Raw genomic sequence first — 19,935 nt, forward strand, 5'->3', positions numbered from 1 at the left:
AACAAACAACTTTTAAATCACCTTACTTTTATGGCTTAACAACGTCTGCTGTCTCTTCTTCACCATTTTTTAGTCCGATAACAACGGCTGCTTTTTCTGGGTTATGATTTTTATCCATACTCATCTTACCAGTCACCCCGTCAAAATCTTTTAAGCTTGCTAACTCTTTTGTAATCTTTTCACTATCTGCTGAACCTGCTTTTTCAATTGCTTCTTTAAACATATACACTGAATCATAAGCTAAAGCATTAAATGAACTTGGTTTTTTATTGTATTTTTTGTCAAAAGCATCGATAAATTGTTTCACTTTATCTGAGGCTGGCGCTTTCTCTGAGAAGTGAGCTGTGTAATAAATACCATTCATATTATCTTTACCAGCAACATCAATTAGTTTTGAATCCGAGAAGCCGTCTGCTCCTAGAATCGGTTGTTCAATTCCCATTTCTCGAGCTTGTTTAATAATTAAGCCTGCTTCTTCGTAATAACCTGGTAAGTAGATGAAGTCGAAATCTTTATCTTTAATTTTAGTTAAAATCGCTTTAAAGTCTTTATCTTTTTGATTGAATTTCTCATCAGCTACAATGTCACCTGTAAAGGTATCTTTAAATGATGTAGATAAACCTTTGGCGTAATCACTAGAAACATCCCCAATAACCACTGCTTTTTTAGCTTTTAAATTATCCATGGCGTAGTTAGCTAAGATAACACCTTGGAATGAATCTTGGAAACATGCACGATAGATGTACTCTTGAACTTTATCATTTAAAACGGTGATTGAGTCATCTGTCCCAGAAGGAGTAATCACAGGTACTTTCGCTTTTGTTACGTTAGGTATTTGCGCTTTGCTTGCACCTGATGTTGCTGGTCCAATGATAGCCACCACATTTTCCTTCGTTGTTAGATTAGCTGCCACTGCGGCTGCTTCGGCTGTATCAGATTTATTGTCCTTAATAACCAATTCAATTTTCTTTCCATTTATACCACCCTTTTCATTAATTTCTGCGACGGCTAATTCCGCCCCTTCTTTTTCCTGATTACCATAAGCTGCAACAGCTCCTGATAATTCTAAATTCAAACCAATTTTAATCGTATCCGATTCTTTGGAAGTATCTTTATTACTACCTCCACCTGATCCTCCGCCAGGATTACCACATGCCGTTAGTAGCACGCAACTTGCAAATAACAAACCAACTATTTTTTTCATCCAAAAACTCCTTTAATATTTATTACATTAGTTTTTAATTAATATGTTGTTTTATACTATAATCAAATTCTAATCTAATGTCAACAGAATTTTCTGACAATTCAAACAAAACAAAAAGAAAGCCTTTATTTTGGGCTTTCTTCTTTTGATTTTTTTGTATACGGACCTGTATAAGTTTCATCAGGATTTTTTCTCAAAGTAAATTTTCTTGGCACATAATCAATCCCACCTTTAACAAAAGGATGACATCGACAAATACGACCTGTTCCCATAATCGTTCCTTTAAATGCCCCATGATAATTAACCGCGTCAATCATATATTGAGAACACGTTGGATGATAACGGCAACTTGGTGGAAATAAAGGAGATATCCGTCTTTGATAAAATCTAACAGGTGCAATCATTATTTTTTTGAACATTTTTATCGCTACCTTTTCCATTGAGATAAAAAAAGAAGCTGATACAATCACCAACTTCTCATTTTTATTAAGGCTATCGTCACTACTTAAAAAAATCTAAAATATGGTTCCAAGTTGCTGGATTAAAGGCGTCTGATTTATACCCTTTTCCAAGAACAACATATCCTATAAAAATACCGGCAAAAAACAGCGCAACAAATATCAAGATTGTTAAAATAACAAGTGAAACTTGTATTATGACACGTTTTGTTATTGTTCCCATCTGTTTCTCCTTATCTCATCAATTTAAATACTTTGGACTTTTTCTTTTTGAGCTGCATAAACACGAGTAACATCTGCACCTAAAGCTTGTAGTTTTTTATGGAACTTATAATAACCACGGTCTAAATACTCTAAATGATAGACTTTAGTTGTTCCTTCTGCTACTAAACCAGCAATAATAAGCGCTGCAGCTGCTCTTAAATCTGTTGCAGAAACTTCTGCACCTTGAAGACCAAGAACACCTTCAATATGAGCCACATTGCCAGAGATTTGATGTTTAGCTCCCATGCGTTTTAATTCTTCTAAATGTTGGAAACGATTCTCAAAAACTGTTTCTGAAAGCACACTTGAACCGCTAGATAGCGTCATTAAAATACTCATTTGCGCTTGCATATCTGTTGGGAAACCAGGATGTGGTAAAGTTGTTACATCTGTTGGAAGTAACACTTCTGGGCCCTTAACGCGAATTCCTTCAGCTTCTTCTATAACAGAAACACCCATTTCAACTAATTTAGAAATTAATGGACGATTGTGTTCCATTAAACCTTCCTCGATTAAAATGTCGCCACCAGTCACTGCCGCTGCAACCATAAATGTTCCAGCTTCAATGCGGTCTTGAACAACAGCATGTTCAGTTCCAGTTAAAGTCGTTACACCTTCAATGCGGATTGTTTCAGTTCCCGCTCCTGTAATTTTAGCACCCATCTTATTCAGATAAATTGCTAAATCAACAATTTCAGGTTCTCTAGCGACGTTTTCGATTACTGTCATTCCTTTAGCTTTAACAGCTGCCATCATAATATTTTGAGTGGCACCTACACTTGGGAAATCTAAGTAAATTCTTGCGCCCTTAAGTTCATCTGCTTTAGCTTCAATATAACCATTTGTCTGTGTGATTGTTGCACCTAACGCTTGAAAGCCTTTAAGATGTAAGTCAATCGGGCGTTTACCAATAGCACATCCACCAGGCATTGCCACTTTGGCATGTCCAGTTCTGGCTAAAAGTGGGCCCATTACGACAATAGATGCTCGCATTTGGCTAACATATTCAAAGGGTGCTTCATTTTTCAATTGTCTTGTTGCTGTAATTTCAATAGTATTATTATCTTGATCGAATTCTATGTCAGTGTTTAAGTGCTTGATAACATTGTTCATCATGAAAACGTCTGATAAAATTGGAGCATTTGTAATTTTAGTTGTTCCTTGATCTGCTAATAAGGCTCCAGCTAAAATTGGCAATACGGCATTTTTTGCCCCTTCTATTTTTACCTGTCCCGACAGCTTATTTCCGCTGCGAACTTTAATGTAATCCATAAATTCTCCCTCCAAAAACCTCTGGAAATTTTGTTAAATCTCAATCATTATAACACGAGATTATACAAAATGGTATTTTTTACTTCTATTTTTAAAACAAGCTTAAGAAGAGAAAACGCCTTGAATTAAGTCACGGGATAAGAACATAACTTCCATAAAGAAATTACTGACTGTATACCCTATAAAAATCGCAACTATTAAGTAAAAAACCTTGATTTGCTTCTCAAATTGTTGCCCTTTTTTGAAAATAGTATCCATTCTTAATGATTGTAGTGCCCAAAATGCCAAGTAAATAAATATAAAATGACTGAAAATCCTAACGATAGCGTCAATCCCAAACATCAAAAAACCTACCTTTCTTTCACAAAATTAATTCAAAAAGAAAAAGGTAAAGGAGATTATCCCTTACCTTCTTTTATTCGCCACATTCAAACGATTAATCGCACGAATTAAAGCAATTTCAGCTCGAGCTAAATCGATTTCTTTGTCGTCCTGAGACTTGGCTTTTTGAATTTTAGCTTCAGCACGTTTTTTGGCTTCTTCAGCACGAGAGATATCGATATTTTTTTCTGTTTCAGCACTATTAGCGATGATAGAAACAACATTATCTCTAATCTCAATAATTCCAGCGTTAACTGCAACCCAGTCAGATTGACCACCATCTTCGTCTGTTAGATCAATTCTAACAGCGTCGATGCTTAGTGGTGAAATAAGTGGGGCATGGTTAGGTAGAACGCCGAGAGAGCCAGCTTGTGTTTTAGCCACTAAAAATTTAGCTTGGCGGTCATAAATCGTACCATCTGGGGTAACGATATTAACTATGAAGGAACTCATATTTTATTTCCTCCTTCTTAATAGCTTAATTTCTCAGCTTTTTCAATTGCTTCTTCGATACGACCAACGCTACGGAAAGCTTCTTCTGGTAAGTTATCATGTTTACCATCTAAGATTTCTCTAAAGCCTTTGATTGTTTCGTGTAATGGAACATAACTACCTTTTTGACCAGTAAACTGTTCAGCCACGTGGAAGTTTTGTGATAAGAAGAATTGAACTCTTCTGGCACGTCCCACGACAACTTTTTCGTCATCAGATAATTCGTCCATACCTAAGATAGCAATAATATCTTGTAATTCTTTATAACGTTGTAATAGACGTTGAACTTCAGTTGCTACTTTATAATGCTCTTCCCCAACAATTCCTGGTTCTAAGGCACTAGAAGATGAAGCAAGTGGATCTACCGCAGGGTAAATACCTTGTTCAGTTAAACGTCTTTCAAGGTTGGTTGTTGCATCTAAATGAGCGAATGCTGTTGCAGGAGCCGGATCCGTATAGTCATCGGCTGGTACATAGATTGCTTGAATAGATGTAATTGAACCGTCTCTTGTTGACGTGATACGTTCTTGTAATTGTCCCATTTCTGTAGCAAGGGTTGGTTGGTAACCAACGGCTGAAGGCATACGACCTAAAAGGGCAGATACTTCAGATCCTGCTTGAGTGAAACGGAAGATATTATCAATAAATAGTAACACATCTTGTTTTTCTTCGTCACGGAAGTACTCAGCCATAGTTAAACCAGTTAAGGCTACACGCATTCTGGCACCAGGTGGCTCATTCATTTGACCAAAAACCATGGCAGTTTTTTTAATTACGCCAGATTCTTTCATTTCAAAATAAAGGTCATTTCCTTCACGTGTTCTTTCTCCAACACCAGCGAATACAGAAATCCCGCCTAATTCTTGAGCAATATTATTAATTAACTCTTGAATTAATACGGTTTTACCAACTCCGGCACCACCGAAAAGTCCAACTTTACCACCTTTTAAATAAGGCGCTAGAAGGTCAATTACTTTGATACCTGTTTGTAAAACTTCTGAATCTGTACTTAAATTTTCATAAGTTGGTGCTTCTGTATGGATACTACTTCTATCCATGTTTTCTGGAAGTGGCTCATCTAAGTCGATGGTTTCACCTAAAACATTAAAGACACGCCCTAATGTTTCTCTACCTACAGGGACACTAATTGGTCCACCTTCATGTAGAACTTCCATTCCACGTTGTAAGCCGTCTGTTGATTCCATGGCGATGGTTCTGACAACACCATCTCCCATTTCAATCGTAACTTCTAGAACAACTTTTTGTTTGCTTTCCGATTTGTAGACTACTAATGCATCATTGATATCTGGCAATGATTGATCTAACGGAAAAGCCACATCTACAACGGGACCTATTACTTGGACTATTTTTCCGATTTTCATTTCACAAATTCCTCCCCGTTAATCTTCTAAAGCTGCAGCTCCGCCGACAATTTCTGTAATCTCATTTGTAATGGCTGCTTGTCTGGCTCTATTAAATGTGATTGTTAAATCGTCGATTATGTTGCTTGCATTTTCTGTCGCACTCTTCATTGCTGTCATACGCGCAGCATGCTCAGCAGTTTTAGAATCTAACACTGCTCCGTAGATTAAACTCTCAGCGTAGAGGGGCAGTAATGTATTCAAAATTGCATCTTCAGAAGGTTCAAGAATATAATCTTGTTCATACGATGTTGCTTCTTTTGAATCTAAATCTTCAATTGGTAACATTTTTTCTGCACGAAAAGCAGATGATAAAGTGTTCACATGATGGTTGTAACAAACGTACAATTCATCAAAGACTTCATTGTTATACATTTGAATAGCAGAATTAACAATCTTACGAACTTCATTATAACTTGGATGATCACTAAGACCTCTTAATTCATATGAAACCGGTATGTTTCTATGTTTAAAGAAATCAGCCCCAGTTCCACCAATCGACATAATAACCACTTCATTTTGATCTTCATGATCTTTTTGAAGGACTTCAATCGTATTTTTGATAACTGAACTGTTGTAACCACCTGCTAAACCTTTATCAGAAGTGATAATAATATAGCCTGTTTTCTTTACTGGACGAGCAATTAAAAGTTTATGGTACATCTCCATGTTATCTTCAAAACTAGAAAAATCGGCATTTTCAATTGCTTGTAGTTGCGATGATGCTAAGTGAGTCGTAATGGTTCTCACTTTATGCGCATACTCTTGAAAACGTCTTGATGATTGTTCAGATTTTGTCAATTTTGAAGCTGCTACCATTTGCATAGCACTCGTAATTTGACTCGTCTTTTTTGTTGAAGCTATTCTCTTTTTAATATCTATAAGGGAACCGCCCATGCTCAATCACCACTTTCTTAGGATTGTGTTAACTCATCAGCAACTGAAAATTGAGTTGAACTAAACATGTCTTTAAACTCATCAATCGCTTTTTTAATATCTTCTTCATTCGGTAAGTTTTTAGTTGTTTTAATTGTATCAAAGATTGCTGGATAGTTGTTTCCAACATATTCAAACAATTCTTTTTCAAAACGTAAAATATCATCTACTGGCACAGTATCTAAGAAACCATGTGTTAATGCATAAAGAATCAACACTTGTTTTTCAACACCGATTGGTTCATGAACATTTTGTTTTAAAACTTCTACTGTACGTTTACCACGGTTTAATTTAGCTTGTGTTGCCGCATCTAAATCAGAACCAAATTGTGTAAAGGCTTCTAATTCACGGAAACTTGCTAAGTCAGTACGTAATGTACCAGCAACGCTCTTCATCGCTTTAATTTGTGCTGAACCACCTACACGGGATACAGACAAACCAGGGTTAATCGCTGGACGAACACCTGAATAGAATAAATCACTCTCTAAGAAGATTTGACCATCCGTAATCGAAATCACGTTTGTTGGAATGTAGGCTGAAATATCTCCAGCTTGTGTTTCAACAAATGGTAAAGCAGTCATAGAACCGCCACCTAATGAATCGTTCAACTTAGCAGCTCTTTCTAATAAACGTGAATGCAAGTAGAAAACATCCCCTGGGAAGGCTTCACGGCCTGGAGGTCTTCTAAGTAGTAATGAAATTTCACGGTAAGCAGCTGCTTGTTTTGATAAATCATCATAAACAACTAATACGTGTTTTCCGTTATACATAAATTCCTCTCCCATTGCTGCACCTGTATAAGGGGCTAAATAAAGCAGTGGAGATGGTTGAGATGCGCTGGCTGAAATAACAATGGTATAATCCATTGCACCATATTTCTTAAGTGTCTCAACTTGATTTCTTACAGTTGATTCTTTTTGTCCAATTGCTACATAAATACAAATCATGTCTTCATCTTTTTGATTAATGATTGCGTCAATGGCAACAGATGTTTTACCTGTTTTACGGTCTCCAATGATTAACTCACGTTGACCACGTCCAACAGGAACTAAAGCATCAATCGCTTTGATCCCTGTTTGTAAAGGCTCATCAACTGATTTACGAGCCATAACTCCTGGTGCTTGCGCTTCAATTGGTCTTGTTTTGCGTGTTTTAATTTCACCAAGACCATCAATTGGCTGACCTAAAGGATTTACAACGCGTCCGATTAAAGCTTCTCCAACTGGAACTTCCATAATACGTCCAGTACGTTTCACTTTATCGCCTTCACGGATTTCTTGATATTTACCTAAAATGATAATACCAACACTCTCAGTTTCTAAGTTCTGAGCCATACCAAATACACCATTATCAAACTCTAATAATTCTCCTGACATGGCATTCTCTAAACCGTAAGCACGTGCAATACCATCCCCTACATACGAGACAGTTCCTACTTCGTCTACTGTTAAAGATTCTTCGTATTTAGCAAGTTGTTGTTTTATATGCGAACTTATTTCTTCCGCTTTAATACTCATGTACTTCACCTCTCACCTTGTCACTAAGCATTATTTTAATAATGCAGCATGAATTTCTGATAATTCATTTCTTACACTTTGATCGATAACACGATGTTCAGATTCAACAATCATGCCCCCATAATAGCTGGGTCGATTTTTGGTCGAATAACAACTTTATTTGCATGGAATTGAGACGCTAATTTATCTTCTAAATCATGTCTTTGATCCATATTAAGCGCTACTGCCGTTGTTACATCTACAACAACTATTCCAAATTGCTCATAGTATAAATGCTCAAATTCGTCAATAATTGCAGGCATTTCATTCATACGACCATAATCATAGACTGTATGAATGAATTTACCAACAACATCACTAAAGCTATTTTCCAAGTCTTTAACAATGTTAACTTTTTCAAAAACGGTTAAACGATCATCACTTAAGATATCGCCAAGATCTGGAACTTGACGATAAACTTCTCTTAATTGAATCATTTCTTGATAGATTTCTGAAACAGATTTTAATTGGATAGCTTCTTCAAATAAAGCTTTTCCGTAAGTTCTTGCGACTACATATTTTCTATTCATCATCTTCGACTCCTAGCTTTTCAATACTAGTTTGAATCAACTCTTGATGAGTGTTCGCCGACAATTCCTTCTTAAGAATTTTGGAAGCAATTTCAATAGATAAGTCTGCAACTTCTTTTTTCGCTTCATCAATCATTCGTTCACGTTCAATACGTAAATCTTCTTGTGCTTGTTTTTTGATTCTTGTCGCGTGCTCTTGTGCTTCAAGTAAAATACCATGAGCATTGTTCTCCGCTGTATCTTTTGCTTGAGCAATAATATTTTGTGCTTCAGTACGTGACTGTTTAAGTTCCATTAGTCTTTGTTTCTCTAACTTATCAGCTTCAATTTTAGACTTTTCTGCATTATCGATGTCTGATGCAATTTTATTTTCACGATCTTGCATCATATTAACTACAGGTCCCCATGCAAACTTTTTCAAAGCTAGTAACAATACCAGAAATGAAACAGAAACGAAAAGAATTGTACTTAGCATACTTTGACCTGTATTAGCCACTACTAATTGGTTGATCATAAGTTTACTACACTTCCTTCCTGAATCATTTTATAGTTGAAAATGATTCTACTCTCTTCAAGATATATATTACTATTTGAAAACCAATATTAAGGCAATAACCACACCTAAAATTGGCACGGCCTCGATTAAGGCTACCCCGATAAACATTGTTCCTCTTAATTGACCTGACATTTCAGGTTGACGAGTCATTGACTCAAGTGTTTTAGAAATTACTTTACCATTACCATAAGCTGCTCCGATTGAAGCGCCAAAAACTGCGATTGCTGCTGCAAGATATTGCATTAAAAATTCCTCCTAATAGTATGTTCTTTTTTTATTCTTCGTGTGCTTCTACTTTATGTGATAGATAAACCATCATTAAAGTAACAAATATAAAGGCTTGTACTGCTCCAATGAATAATGAGAATGTTTGCCAAATCACCTCAAGTGGTACAGCTAAAATAAATTTAACTGGGCTACTGGCACCTAAGTTTGCAATTAACGTCAGCAATATTTCCCCAGCAAAGATATTTCCATATAAACGAAGACCTAACGTTAAAACGTTTGTAAATTCTTCGATAATTTTAATTGGTAATAAAATTGCCGTTGGTTTCATAAAACTATTAACAAAATAGTTTTTAGGACCTTGCTTCTTCAATCCATAATAATGGGTTAAAATAATTGCTATTAAAGCTAGTGTTAATGTAACTAGTGGGTCAGCTGTTGGACTCTTCCAATATGATGTTTCACTTGGAAAAACAACGACCTTAGTGACTAAACCTAATAGGTTGGATACCAAAACAAACATGAAAAATGTAAACCCAAGTAAATGGTAATCGTTAACATCTTTCTTAGCAATGTTGTCTGATACAATACCTTTGACAAAGTCCACTATAAATTCAAGAACATTTTGCTTTCCTTTTGGCTTCATCTGTAAATTTCGACTGCAAAAATACACAATGCTAAAAACAATAACGCACGTTAAAATTGTCATTAAGCAAACCGTCGCATCGAACGGGATTCCCGCAATCTCAATTATCCAGGACTTTTCTTCCACCTCAATTCACCCCTTTTCTTTTTAGAAAATACTTTCCATAAGAATTATTAAATTCTTAGGTATCTTATGATGAAAAGACTTAGAGAAGTCCATTCGTATCACCGATTGAGCGCTCAAAAAAAGAACTCAACTAGGACTATGATAACACCAAATGATAAATAACACAAAGCAAATCTTAGTTTTTTTTAATATCATTTTCGTTATTTATTCCTAAAAAAAAAAGGAGCACTTCCTCATGAAAGCACTCCCAATTCTAATCTATTTCTGCCTGTCTCTTAATGAACGGTTAATCTCCCGATTCATATCTTTTTGTTTCAAATCTTGACGCTTATCATATTGCTTTTTACCCTTCGCAACACCAATTAAAACTTTAGCAAAGCCATCCTTGATATAAATCTTTAATGGAATTAAAGCAATCCCTGTATTCTTAGCTTCTTGTCCTAAATGTGCTATCTGTTTCTTATGCATCAGAAGTTTTCTAGTTCTAAGCGGGTCATGATTAAACAAATTTCCTTGTTCATAAGGGCTGATATGAACATTAACCAGAAAAGCTTCACCATCCCTAACTCTGACATAACCATCTTTTAAATTGACACGTCGACTTCTAATCGCTTTTATTTCAGTTCCTTTTAAAACCATCCCTGCTTCAATGGTTTCCATGACCGCATAATCATGTCTGGCTTTTCGATTTTGAGCAATTAAACTACCATCACCTTTAGGCAAAATGGTCACCCCTTTTTCTTACGATTATTTTTTGTTTTTTTGTTTTTCGCTACTTTTTTATAAAAAGGTTGATTGCTTTTTTTCTTACCAGGTATTTTTTTATCTTTTCGGAAAGAAGGCTTATCCCCTTTTTGTTTTGATTTTGGTTGCTCACGGCGAGGGCCTTTGCTTTTTTTCGAATCTCTCAGTAGATCTGCTGACACGCTAACAGGTTCGGCTGATAATAATTCAAAATCAATTTCTCTTGTATCAACATCTGCTTTGGTTACCTTAATTTTAACAGGCTGTCCTATTTTATAAACAACCCCTGTTCGCTCTCCAACAAGCGCTAAATGATTTTCCACAAAATGGAAATAATCCCCTTTTAATTTTGACACATGAATTAATCCTTCTATTGTATTAGACAATTCGACGAACATTCCAAACTTCGTAATTGATGTAATAATTCCATCAAATTCTTGATCAACTTTATCTTGCATGAACTCAGCTTTCTTCATATTGTCTGTGTCACGTTCGGCTTCAACAGCACGACGCTCCATTTTAGAACTATGCGCTGCAATCTCTGGAAGAGCTTCATTCCACTTTTCTTTCACTTCATCTGCAATTGGTCGCGTCACATAAGATTTAATTAATCGATGAACAATTAAATCTGGGTAACGTCTAATTGGTGAGGTGAAATGCGTATAATCTTCTGCGGCTAATCCGTAATGTCCCACTGGATCTTCTGAATATCTGGCTTGTTGCATACTTCTTAAAAGCATCATACTCACAACTGGCTCTTCTGGTTTTCCTGAAATTTGGTCTAAGACTTTTTGTAGCTCTTTTGGACTCACATCATCTTTTTTACCTTTAACTAAGATACCGAAGTTCGTAATGAACTCAAAGAATCGTTGAACTTTTTCTTCTTTTGGATGCTCATGAATTCGGTAGATAAATGGTAACTTCATCTTTGTATAATGAGCTGCAATGGTTTCATTCGCTGCTAACATGAAGGATTCAATCAAGCGTTCAGCTTCTTTACGATCTCTTAACTCAATGTCAATTGGATGACCTTCTGAGTCAACGATAATTTTTGCTTCACGACTTTCAAATGAAATCGCTCCACGATTAGAACGCATATTTTCTAAGATAGTATGAAGTGACGCCATATCTTCAAAGAAAGGAATCAAACTTTCATATTTTTCTAATGTCTCAGCATTTGATTTTTCTAAAATCTCATTAACTGCTGTATAGGTCATTCTTGCCGTTGAGTGGATGACCGCTTCAAAAATATCATGACTAACAACTTGTCCCTCTTCATTAATCTCCATCTCACAAGCCATAACTAAACGGTCTACGTGAGGATTCAGAGAACAAATGCCATTAGATAATTTTCTTGGTAACATCGGAATCACTCGGTCTGTTAAGTACACACTTGTGGCGCGATCACTTGCTTCCATATCTAGTGGGCTATTTTCAGTCACATAATGAGAAACATCGGCTATATAGACACCTAAAAAATAATTGCCATTATCAAGACGTTTGACGCGAACCGCATCATCTAAGTCTTTAGCTTCTTCCCCGTCAATGGTCACAATCGTTTCGTTTCTTAAATCAACACGTCCTTCTAGCTCTTCTTCAAGAACCACATCGGAAATTTTTTCAGATTCCTTTATGGTACTTTCATCAAATTCAACTGGAATACCGTGTTGTAAGACAATGGATAGAATATCCATCCCTGGATCGTTTTTATGTCCCACCACTTGTTTAACTAAACCTTCAAAACTATTTGTGTGTTCACTGTCTGGATAATAGGTAATCTCAACAGAAACCACACTACCATCTTCTGGCTTAATTCCTTCGTCCGCAATAAAGACACGGTAGCGACTTAATTTTTTATCTTTTGGAATCACTACGCCATATAAGCCACTCTTTTTAATGTCTTCTTCTGAATAAAGAGTGAATATCCCCACAACTTGTGAAGACGCACGTGTTAATACTTCAACCACTTTTGCTTCTGCTGCTTGACCTTCCATTGGACTACCTTGTTTTAAAATTTCGATTTTTACTGTATCACCTTCTAGGGCAAAATTAGTAAAATCTTTGGACACAAAGGCATCATCGTCTTCGCCTTCAATCGTGACAAAGCCAAATCCTCGTTCATTTGAACGGAAGATTCCTTCAAGATATTTTTCTTGTTTATTTAATTTAATCTTGCCTTTTTGATTGAAAATAATGGTTTCTTCTCTCTCCATTTGAGCTACTGTTTGAACTAGTAGTTTAAAATCATTGCTCTTTTGTAATTTCAATCCTTCCGCTATTTGTTCTAAAGAAAATGTTTGTTTCTTACTTTCTGATAAATAACGAAGGATGGTTTCTTTAATACTATTTGTCATTTTCATTCCTTCTTCCATGGGATATGACTTAAGAAACTCTGCACATCTTCTTCAAACAACTGGCGTTCCTTACTAACTGTAATAACATGAGTACTGTTTGGATACCAGTGGATTTCATGAGATGTTTGTCCTAGGCGTTTAGCTACATCGTAAACACCCTGACTATCAATCATTTCATCTAGCGCTGATTGTGCTAGAAATATCGGAATTTTAATTGTTGTTAAGTTTTCTGACGTTTTATCTGTCACTTCTAAAATAGCTTGAAGTTGATTTTTTAAAGGTTCTTTTATCATATCTAATTTTTGTTGTAATTCGTTTGGTGAATTGCTTGTTTTTTTATACATAAATTCACAGTACTTTAAAAAGTTTGGATAAATTTGTTGGTCGCTTCCTGGACTAAGTGGAGAGCAAAATGCGCCTCCTGCAACAAACTCATTAGGAAATTCTTCGATTAATTTCATGGCGAATAATCCTCCCATTGATAAACCAAAGACCGCAATTTCCTCGTAACCATCATTTTTTAATTGTTGTAGTGCTTTTTTTGCATCTTCATACCAAACTTGTGGTGTCATGTTCAAGATGTTCATTGGATCAATTGTTCCGTGCCCAGAAAACATGGGTGCTAACACCGTATAGCCCGCTCTTTCCAATTTTCTAGCCAACATTCTTACATCATTTGGGCTACCTGTATAAGCATGTAATAGCAGAATCGCTTTTTCCCCATTTTTAAAATACAATTCCGTCGGTAACATTCGCATCGTCCCTTACTCTCAATATTTACTACATTGTACCAATAATTAGGTTATGAAAAAAGTGTTCAGCTTCAAAGATATAAAATGACTCTCAGGAAAATTACTTTTCAAATTTTTATGAGGTTTATTTTATATCTCAAGAAGCTACTTTTTTGATACTGAAAGTCCGTAAACAAAGGACTGTGACATAAGTTCTATTACTTATGCCACAGTCCCATTTGATTTACTTATTTTGATGATAAAAACGCTAATGCAATTGCAATAGCTACCCAAGCAACACCTAAAACAGCCGTTGCTTTTTGCATGAAGGCTTCAAAGCCTCTTGCTTTTGTTTTCCCAAACAATTCGCTAGCTCCACCTGAAAAGGCGCTTGCTGCACTATTTTGTTTACTTGGTTGCATCATAACAGCAATAATAATTAATACTGATAAAATAAGCATAATGGTTAATAAGAGTTGATACATATTATATCCTCCTCGTCTCTACTAAACTAATTGACATCTTAATAATTTTAGCACAACTTTTTTAATAATTCTACTCATTATTTGTAAATTCGTTTTCTTTTCTTAAGCTTTTGTTTTTCCACCAACTGCATAATTTCCTTTTTCCATATCTGTAATCACAATATGAACGGCTTCTTCTTTGGCTCCTGTTGTTTTAACAATAGCTTCAGTGACTTCTTTAACCATAGCGTTTTTTTGTTCTTGGGTGCGACCCTCTAATAATTCAATATGAACGATTGGCATGATGTGCCTCCTTTAAAATTTTTACTTAATTAAAGTCTACATCTTATGTATCTATCATGTCAATTAGTGTTTTTACAACTTCCTTCTATAGTATATAAAAAGGCTAACAAGAATGTCAGCCTCTTTCTTCATTTTCTCCAGTTGCTTGGAGTTAAACAACTTTACCTCACTTCGCTTATTCATAAATAAATGATACTTTTAAATAATAACCTTATCTGAAGCTTTCCCAACACGTCCCGGCTTCATCTCAACACGACCTTTACTAATAGCTCCCACTGGACAAACTAACGTACACAAGTGACAACCCACACATTTTTCTGTATTACAGTGAGGGACACGGTTCTCATCGTCCCAAATAATTGCTTGATGGGCGCCGTCATAACAAGAAATATAGCAACGACCACACGCAATACATTTATCCAGATCAATCACTGGATAGACTTTATAATCACGGTCTAAGTCTTCTGCTGGAATAATGTTTTTAGTTGCTAAACCAACTAACTCTTCCAATTTTTCAACACCTTGTTCATCCATGTAATGCATCAAACCATTTTTCATGTCTTCTACAATTCGGTAACCATACTGCATAATGCCTGTTGTTACTTGTAAAGTTGATGCGCCTAGTAAGATAAACTCAGCAGCATCTTCCCAGGTTTCAATCCCACCAATACCAGAAATAGGTAGTTGTTCCAATCCGTCTGCTGTTCTAAGTTGCTGCATAAATCTTAAGGCAATAGGTTTAACTGCCTTACCAGAATAGCCTGAAATAGAAGATTTTCCATTAACAGCTGGTAATCCTATTTTATGTTGTAAATCCACATTAGCAATTGATTTAATGGTATTAATTGTTGCAATGCCGTCTGCTCCGCCTTCAAGTGAAGCTTTAGCAACAGGTACCATATCTGTCACGTTTGGTGTCATTTTTGCCATCATTGGTAATTTAGAACCTCTTTTTACTGCAGCACAATAGGTACGACATAACTCAGGACTAGTTCCCACATCTGAACCCATAGCATGAGAAGTCATTTGTGGACAAGATAGATTCATCTCAATCATATCAGCACCAGCTTCTTCAACTAAACGTGCTAATTCTTCCCAGTCTTCTTCATTAGTTCCCATAATCGAAGCAATCAACACTTTTTCAGGAAATTCTTCTTTTAATTTTCTTAAATCAGCTAAGTTCTCTTCAAGTGAATGCTCAGCAATTTGTTCCATATTTTTAAATCCTACAAAAGGAGTGCTTTCTTTAGTTAAGATATCAAATCTTGGAGATACTTCATCGACTACGAAATGTTCAGGTCCAATTGTTTTAAAAACAACCCCACCCCAACCTACTTCATAAGCCTTTTTACACATATCATAGCAATTACCTACTGGTGAAGATGATAAACAAAATGGATTCTCAAACCTTACTCCTAAAAAATCAATCGATAAGTCTTTGTTAATCATTTGTGACTACCTCCTAAAAATTCATGTATTTCAGCAGCGACTTCTTTCCCTTTTTTAACTGCCCAAACAACGGTCATGTCACCGTGAACAATGTCCCCTGTAACAAATATTTTTTTATCTTTTGTTTGGTAACCAGAATCACGCATTTGGTTGTTTTCTAGTTCTAACTCTAGTTTTTCAGAACCGACTTCTTGTCCCACTGCTAAAATAATTTTTTCTGCTTCGATGGTTAATTCATTGTTTAAGTGACGATGTTTGAAAGTAACTTGATTTTCATCAACAGAAACAGGATAGTAGCCATCAATAATTGTTACACCTCTATTTTGAGCCCCTTCAAGCTCTTTTTTAGATGCTTTAAATTCACAAAATTCTTCATATACCACATCTGTCACATGAGGCACTCCTAGTAATTTTAAAGATGTGATGACATCCATCGCCACATCTCCCCCACCAATAACAAGTGCATTTTTTGGTAATTCAATGTCGCCTTTATTGTCTCGTGCTCGAGCTAAAAATGATACTGCTGTTTCTACAGCCGGATTTTTAGCAAACATCTCTAAAGTTTTTCCTTGGCTTAATCCAATCGCAAGTACCACACTATCATATTTATTTTTCAATTCGTCTAAAGTGATATCCTTTCCAATCGTTGTTTCATACTCAATATTAGCACCTAAGTTAACAATTCTTAATATTTCATAATTGACAATCGCATCAGGCAAACGATACTCAGGGATACCATATCGTAGATAACCACCTGCTTTTTGACTTTTTTCAAAGATAGTTACTTCATAGCCTAATTGTAATAACGAAGCTGCTGTTTGTAATCCAGAAGGACCACTTCCAACGATAGCGATATGCTTTCCATTAGGCTCGCCTTTTGTTAAAATCTCCATTTCCGTTTGTTGCTCAAAATCTGTGACAAATTTTTGAATGCCACCGATATTAATAGGGCGGTCAATTTCTGATCTAGAACAACCCATCTCACAATATTTTTCCGTTGGACAAACTAAAGCACAAACAGCGCCTAAAGCATTGTTTTCTCGAATCGTTTCAGCTGCTCCTTTAAAATTTCTAAATCTAACACTTCTGATAAATGTCGCTGGGTCTGTGCCAGCTGGACAACTCTTTGAGCATGGTGCATCCAAACAAAGCAAACATCTTTCTGCTTCTTCCATAATGGTTAACATTGAATAAGATGATTCCATTTCTTCCAAATATTTATTACTCATAGTCAGCATCCTCACTTTTTTATTTACATGTGATAGAAATCACAATTGTAGTTAAAATTAAAACCACTCCTAATAGTGGCGTTTACAATTACATCTTACTCTCTTATATTGCTCTTTTCAATACTAATTATAAATAGATACATATATTTACCTTTTCAAAGTCAGTAAACATTTACTTTGTTCGTTTTATTTATATTAATTATTATCTGTAATAAAAAAAGGACTGTAACATTTCAGTCACAGCTCCTTACTTATTTAATTTTATTAGATTCATCCCAATAATCGGGATAAGAATCATAGTAATTCCCACTAACTGATAACTCTCCACAGACTCTCCTAAAATCATAACTCCTGCTAGAATTGTGATAACAGGCGATAAATTTGAAAAAATTCCAACTGTTGAAGCTTCCAAATGATGAATAGCATAATTAGATAAAAAAGAACTACCTAGAGATGATAGCAGCCCTAAATAAAGAATTGCCACTAAATAATTTGGTTGCAGTAAGGCTTCAAAATAATTATTGGTCACTGTACCTGACACATGTTGAAGTATTGAAATCACAGTAAATATCAGCATCCCAAAGGTCAACATAAAGGTTGTCATATCAATCGTTTGATATTTTTGAGATACTTTTTTAGCTGTTATCGTATAAAAGGCCGAAGATAAAGCTGATAAAAACATTAAAAAAGTTCCCCAACCACTAAATGACGCAGATTGCGATTGGCTTTTTAGATTGATATAAGTGATCCCTACAAAAGCCATAACAAGCGCTTTTTTTTGCGCCTTACTAGGACGTTCTTTAAGTAAAAAATAAGCAAATACAACAATTAATAGAGGAATAATTGACGTAATAATCCCTGCTTCTAATGTTGAAATATAGGTTAACGATAATGTTTGAAATGAAAAAAATAAGACTGGATAAAATAGTCCCAATGGCAATAAATCTTTGATCGCTGCTTTCGTAAATACCTTTTTATGCGGAACAATGTCTCGAATAATCCAAATACCTAGTGTGCCTATAATAAAACGATGAGATAACTGAGTAAATGTATCCGTATACCCCAGACCTTGTTTAACAAATAGAAATGAAAAACCAATAATACAAATTTGTAATAAAATAGCGACTTGCGCTTTTATTTGTTGATTCATAATGAATACCTCCCTTTCACTTTCATTGTATTTCGGAAGAGTTTTCGTTACAATCAGTTCATAGCTTAACTGTACCGGTACAAAAGGAGATTATATGAAATACATTGAAGTTTACCAACAAATTAAACAACAAATTCAAGATGAAACTTATCAAGAAGGACAAAAAATCCCTTCTCTTAGAAACTTAGCGCAAACATATAACTGCAGTCTTGAAACCATCAAACATGCGGTTTCACTTTTAAAGGAAGATCAACTTATCTACACAAAAAATCGTAGTGGACTGTATGTCATTCAAAAAAACTTTCCTTCAAGTTCTGACGTAAACAAGGATATCATTGATTTTGGCTCATCTCGGGGAAGTTCAGCCACTTTTCCTTATGAAGAATTTCAACGGTGTTTAAAAAAAGCCACTGAAAATTATAAGCAAGAATTTTTTACTTATGGTCGCTCTCAAGGGTTACCTGAATTAATTGAAACACTTCACACTTGGTTTGAGTCTCAACAAATTTACACACAAAAAGAAAATCTTTTTATCACAACTGGCGTTCAACAAGCTCTGTTCATTTTAAGCCGCTTAGCTTTTCTCAATAAAAAAGAATGTATCTTACTGGAAAATCCTTCCTACCACTTAATGATTGAACTTCTTAATGTTGAGAAGATTCCTTATTTAACGATTGAGCGAAACATAGATGGGATTGATTGGACTCTTTTAGAGTATTATTTTAGAGAAAAAGATATTAAATTTTTCTACACGACACCTCGAATTTCTAGTCCTTTAGGTTTATCCTTTACAGAATCGGAAAAAAAGCAGCTGGTTCGTTTAGCGAAAAAATATGATGTTTATATCATAGAAGACGATTACCTTGCTGATTTTATTTCTAACCCAACTGAATTGCCAATTCATTATTATGACATCTCCGATCATGTGATTTACTTAAAGAGTTTTTCTAAAATCATGTTTCCTGGATTACGATTAGGTGCTTGTGTTTTACCTAAACTTTTAGTCGAAAAATTTAAGCAATATCGTAAAATTTTAGAAGTGGATAGTGGCATGTTTTCTCAAGCGGCGTTAAATCTTTATATTAAGTCCGATTTATTCAATCATCATGTCAGTACCACTAAGAAAATTCAAAAAGAAAGAGATCTTACTTTTAAGGAAGCTATTCAAAATAACGACCTTTTTCGCCCAGATTTATTTTTATCTAGTAAATCCTTTATTACTCTTCCTAATTCTGTTTCAAAGACTCAATTTGAACTAAATATTAACCACGAACAGGTTATTTTAGAAGACTTATCTAGGCATTTCTTATCACCTTCCAGTTGCGAAACTCAACTTTATGGAATAGAACTCTTTCATTCATCTCCTGAAACTATCAAAGATGGCGTAAAAAAAATTATCACCGCATACGAAAAAGCAATCAAAATCTAAAGTTTAGATTTTGAT

21 protein-coding genes and 1 pseudogene are annotated in these 19,935 nt (G+C 35.3%); 1 reads left to right on the forward strand and 21 read right to left on the reverse strand.

Annotated elements, in window-relative coordinates; all coding sequences use genetic code 11:
* Window positions 1–28 precede the first annotated feature (28 nt).
* The 21 genes and pseudogenes from G7082_RS00950 to G7082_RS01055 all read right to left on the reverse strand — a co-directional run bounded on the left by G7082_RS00950 (window position 29) and on the right by G7082_RS01055 (window position 18,491).
* On the reverse strand, window positions 29–1,204 hold the full coding sequence (locus G7082_RS00950; RefSeq protein ID WP_166033308.1) for an ABC transporter substrate-binding protein: 1,176 nt from the start codon (window positions 1,202–1,204) through the stop codon (window positions 29–31).
* A 125-nt stretch (window positions 1,205–1,329) separates the two neighbouring features.
* A complete protein-coding gene (gene yidD / locus G7082_RS00955; RefSeq protein ID WP_238842677.1) occupies window positions 1,330–1,623 on the reverse strand; it encodes a membrane protein insertion efficiency factor YidD in 294 nt (97 codons plus the stop codon).
* Window positions 1,624–1,705: 82 nt separating this feature from the next.
* Complete coding sequence (locus G7082_RS00960; RefSeq protein ID WP_166033309.1) at window positions 1,706–1,885, reverse strand: DNA-directed RNA polymerase subunit beta; 180 nt, start codon at window positions 1,883–1,885, stop codon at window positions 1,706–1,708.
* 23 nt (window positions 1,886–1,908) lie between these two features.
* The gene (gene murA / locus G7082_RS00965) at window positions 1,909–3,198 is read right to left on the reverse strand and encodes a UDP-N-acetylglucosamine 1-carboxyvinyltransferase (RefSeq protein WP_166033310.1); all 1,290 of its coding nucleotides are present in this window, start codon (window positions 3,196–3,198) and stop codon (window positions 1,909–1,911) included.
* Between the two features lie 102 nt (window positions 3,199–3,300).
* Entirely contained in the window at window positions 3,301–3,540 is a 240-nt protein-coding gene (locus G7082_RS00970) for a DUF1146 family protein (protein WP_166033311.1), read from the reverse strand.
* Between the two features lie 63 nt (window positions 3,541–3,603).
* On the reverse strand, window positions 3,604–4,032 hold the full coding sequence (locus G7082_RS00975) for a F0F1 ATP synthase subunit epsilon (RefSeq protein WP_166033312.1): 429 nt from the start codon (window positions 4,030–4,032) through the stop codon (window positions 3,604–3,606).
* Window positions 4,033–4,049: 17 nt separating this feature from the next.
* Window positions 4,050–5,453, reverse strand: a complete 1,404-nt coding sequence (atpD, locus tag G7082_RS00980) for a F0F1 ATP synthase subunit beta (RefSeq protein ID WP_166033313.1) — start codon at window positions 5,451–5,453, stop codon at window positions 4,050–4,052.
* 18 nt (window positions 5,454–5,471) lie between these two features.
* Complete coding sequence (locus G7082_RS00985; protein WP_166033314.1) at window positions 5,472–6,389, reverse strand: F0F1 ATP synthase subunit gamma; 918 nt, start codon at window positions 6,387–6,389, stop codon at window positions 5,472–5,474.
* 17 nt (window positions 6,390–6,406) lie between these two features.
* The gene (gene atpA / locus G7082_RS00990; RefSeq protein WP_166033315.1) at window positions 6,407–7,945 is read right to left on the reverse strand and encodes a F0F1 ATP synthase subunit alpha; all 1,539 of its coding nucleotides are present in this window, start codon (window positions 7,943–7,945) and stop codon (window positions 6,407–6,409) included.
* Between the two features lie 30 nt (window positions 7,946–7,975).
* A pseudogene (atpH, locus tag G7082_RS01000) lies at window positions 7,976–8,517 on the reverse strand (ATP synthase F1 subunit delta).
* A complete protein-coding gene (gene atpF / locus G7082_RS01005) occupies window positions 8,507–9,028 on the reverse strand; it encodes a F0F1 ATP synthase subunit B (protein WP_166033317.1) in 522 nt (173 codons plus the stop codon). The pseudogene atpH and the gene atpF overlap by 11 nt, the downstream one beginning before the upstream one ends.
* Before the next feature lie 72 nt (window positions 9,029–9,100).
* Window positions 9,101–9,313 carry an ATP synthase F0 subunit C gene (gene atpE / locus G7082_RS01010; protein WP_166033318.1) on the reverse strand — a complete coding sequence of 71 codons (213 nt, stop codon included), beginning with the start codon at window positions 9,311–9,313 and terminating at the stop codon, window positions 9,101–9,103.
* A gap of 31 nt (window positions 9,314–9,344) precedes the next feature.
* Window positions 9,345–10,067: a F0F1 ATP synthase subunit A gene (atpB, locus tag G7082_RS01015; protein WP_166033319.1), complete on the reverse strand. Its 723-nt coding sequence runs from the start codon at window positions 10,065–10,067 to the stop codon at window positions 9,345–9,347.
* A 258-nt stretch (window positions 10,068–10,325) separates the two neighbouring features.
* Window positions 10,326–10,790 (reverse strand): SsrA-binding protein SmpB, encoded by a 465-nt coding sequence (gene smpB, locus G7082_RS01020; protein WP_166033320.1) that lies wholly within the window; start codon window positions 10,788–10,790, stop codon window positions 10,326–10,328.
* Between the two features lie 5 nt (window positions 10,791–10,795).
* On the reverse strand, window positions 10,796–13,165 hold the full coding sequence (gene rnr / locus G7082_RS01025) for a ribonuclease R (protein ID WP_166033321.1): 2,370 nt from the start codon (window positions 13,163–13,165) through the stop codon (window positions 10,796–10,798).
* Window positions 13,166–13,167: 2 nt separating this feature from the next.
* Window positions 13,168–13,917: an alpha/beta hydrolase gene (locus tag G7082_RS01030; RefSeq protein ID WP_166033322.1), complete on the reverse strand. Its 750-nt coding sequence runs from the start codon at window positions 13,915–13,917 to the stop codon at window positions 13,168–13,170.
* A 227-nt stretch (window positions 13,918–14,144) separates the two neighbouring features.
* Window positions 14,145–14,381, reverse strand: coding sequence for a preprotein translocase subunit SecG (gene secG / locus G7082_RS01035; RefSeq protein ID WP_166033323.1), 237 nt, complete (start codon window positions 14,379–14,381; stop codon window positions 14,145–14,147).
* Window positions 14,382–14,483: 102 nt separating this feature from the next.
* Window positions 14,484–14,663, reverse strand: a complete 180-nt coding sequence (locus tag G7082_RS01040) for a 2-hydroxymuconate tautomerase (RefSeq protein WP_166033324.1) — start codon at window positions 14,661–14,663, stop codon at window positions 14,484–14,486.
* Between the two features lie 198 nt (window positions 14,664–14,861).
* Window positions 14,862–16,112 carry an NAD-dependent dihydropyrimidine dehydrogenase subunit PreA gene (gene preA / locus G7082_RS01045; protein WP_166033325.1) on the reverse strand — a complete coding sequence of 417 codons (1,251 nt, stop codon included), beginning with the start codon at window positions 16,110–16,112 and terminating at the stop codon, window positions 14,862–14,864.
* The gene (locus G7082_RS01050; protein ID WP_166033326.1) at window positions 16,109–17,341 is read right to left on the reverse strand and encodes an FAD-dependent oxidoreductase; all 1,233 of its coding nucleotides are present in this window, start codon (window positions 17,339–17,341) and stop codon (window positions 16,109–16,111) included. The genes preA and G7082_RS01050 overlap by 4 nt, the downstream gene beginning before the upstream one ends.
* Window positions 17,342–17,588: 247 nt before the next feature.
* The gene (locus G7082_RS01055; protein WP_166033327.1) at window positions 17,589–18,491 is read right to left on the reverse strand and encodes a DMT family transporter; all 903 of its coding nucleotides are present in this window, start codon (window positions 18,489–18,491) and stop codon (window positions 17,589–17,591) included.
* 94 nt (window positions 18,492–18,585) lie between these two features.
* Between G7082_RS01055 and G7082_RS01060 the strand changes: the two genes are divergently transcribed.
* Window positions 18,586–19,920, forward strand: coding sequence for an aminotransferase-like domain-containing protein (locus G7082_RS01060; protein WP_166033328.1), 1,335 nt, complete (start codon window positions 18,586–18,588; stop codon window positions 19,918–19,920).
* The last annotated feature ends 15 nt before the right edge of the window (window positions 19,921–19,935 follow it).

The sequence above is a fragment of the Vagococcus hydrophili genome (assembly GCF_011304195.1).
In the GTDB taxonomy this organism is placed as follows: domain Bacteria; phylum Bacillota; class Bacilli; order Lactobacillales; family Vagococcaceae; genus Vagococcus; species Vagococcus hydrophili.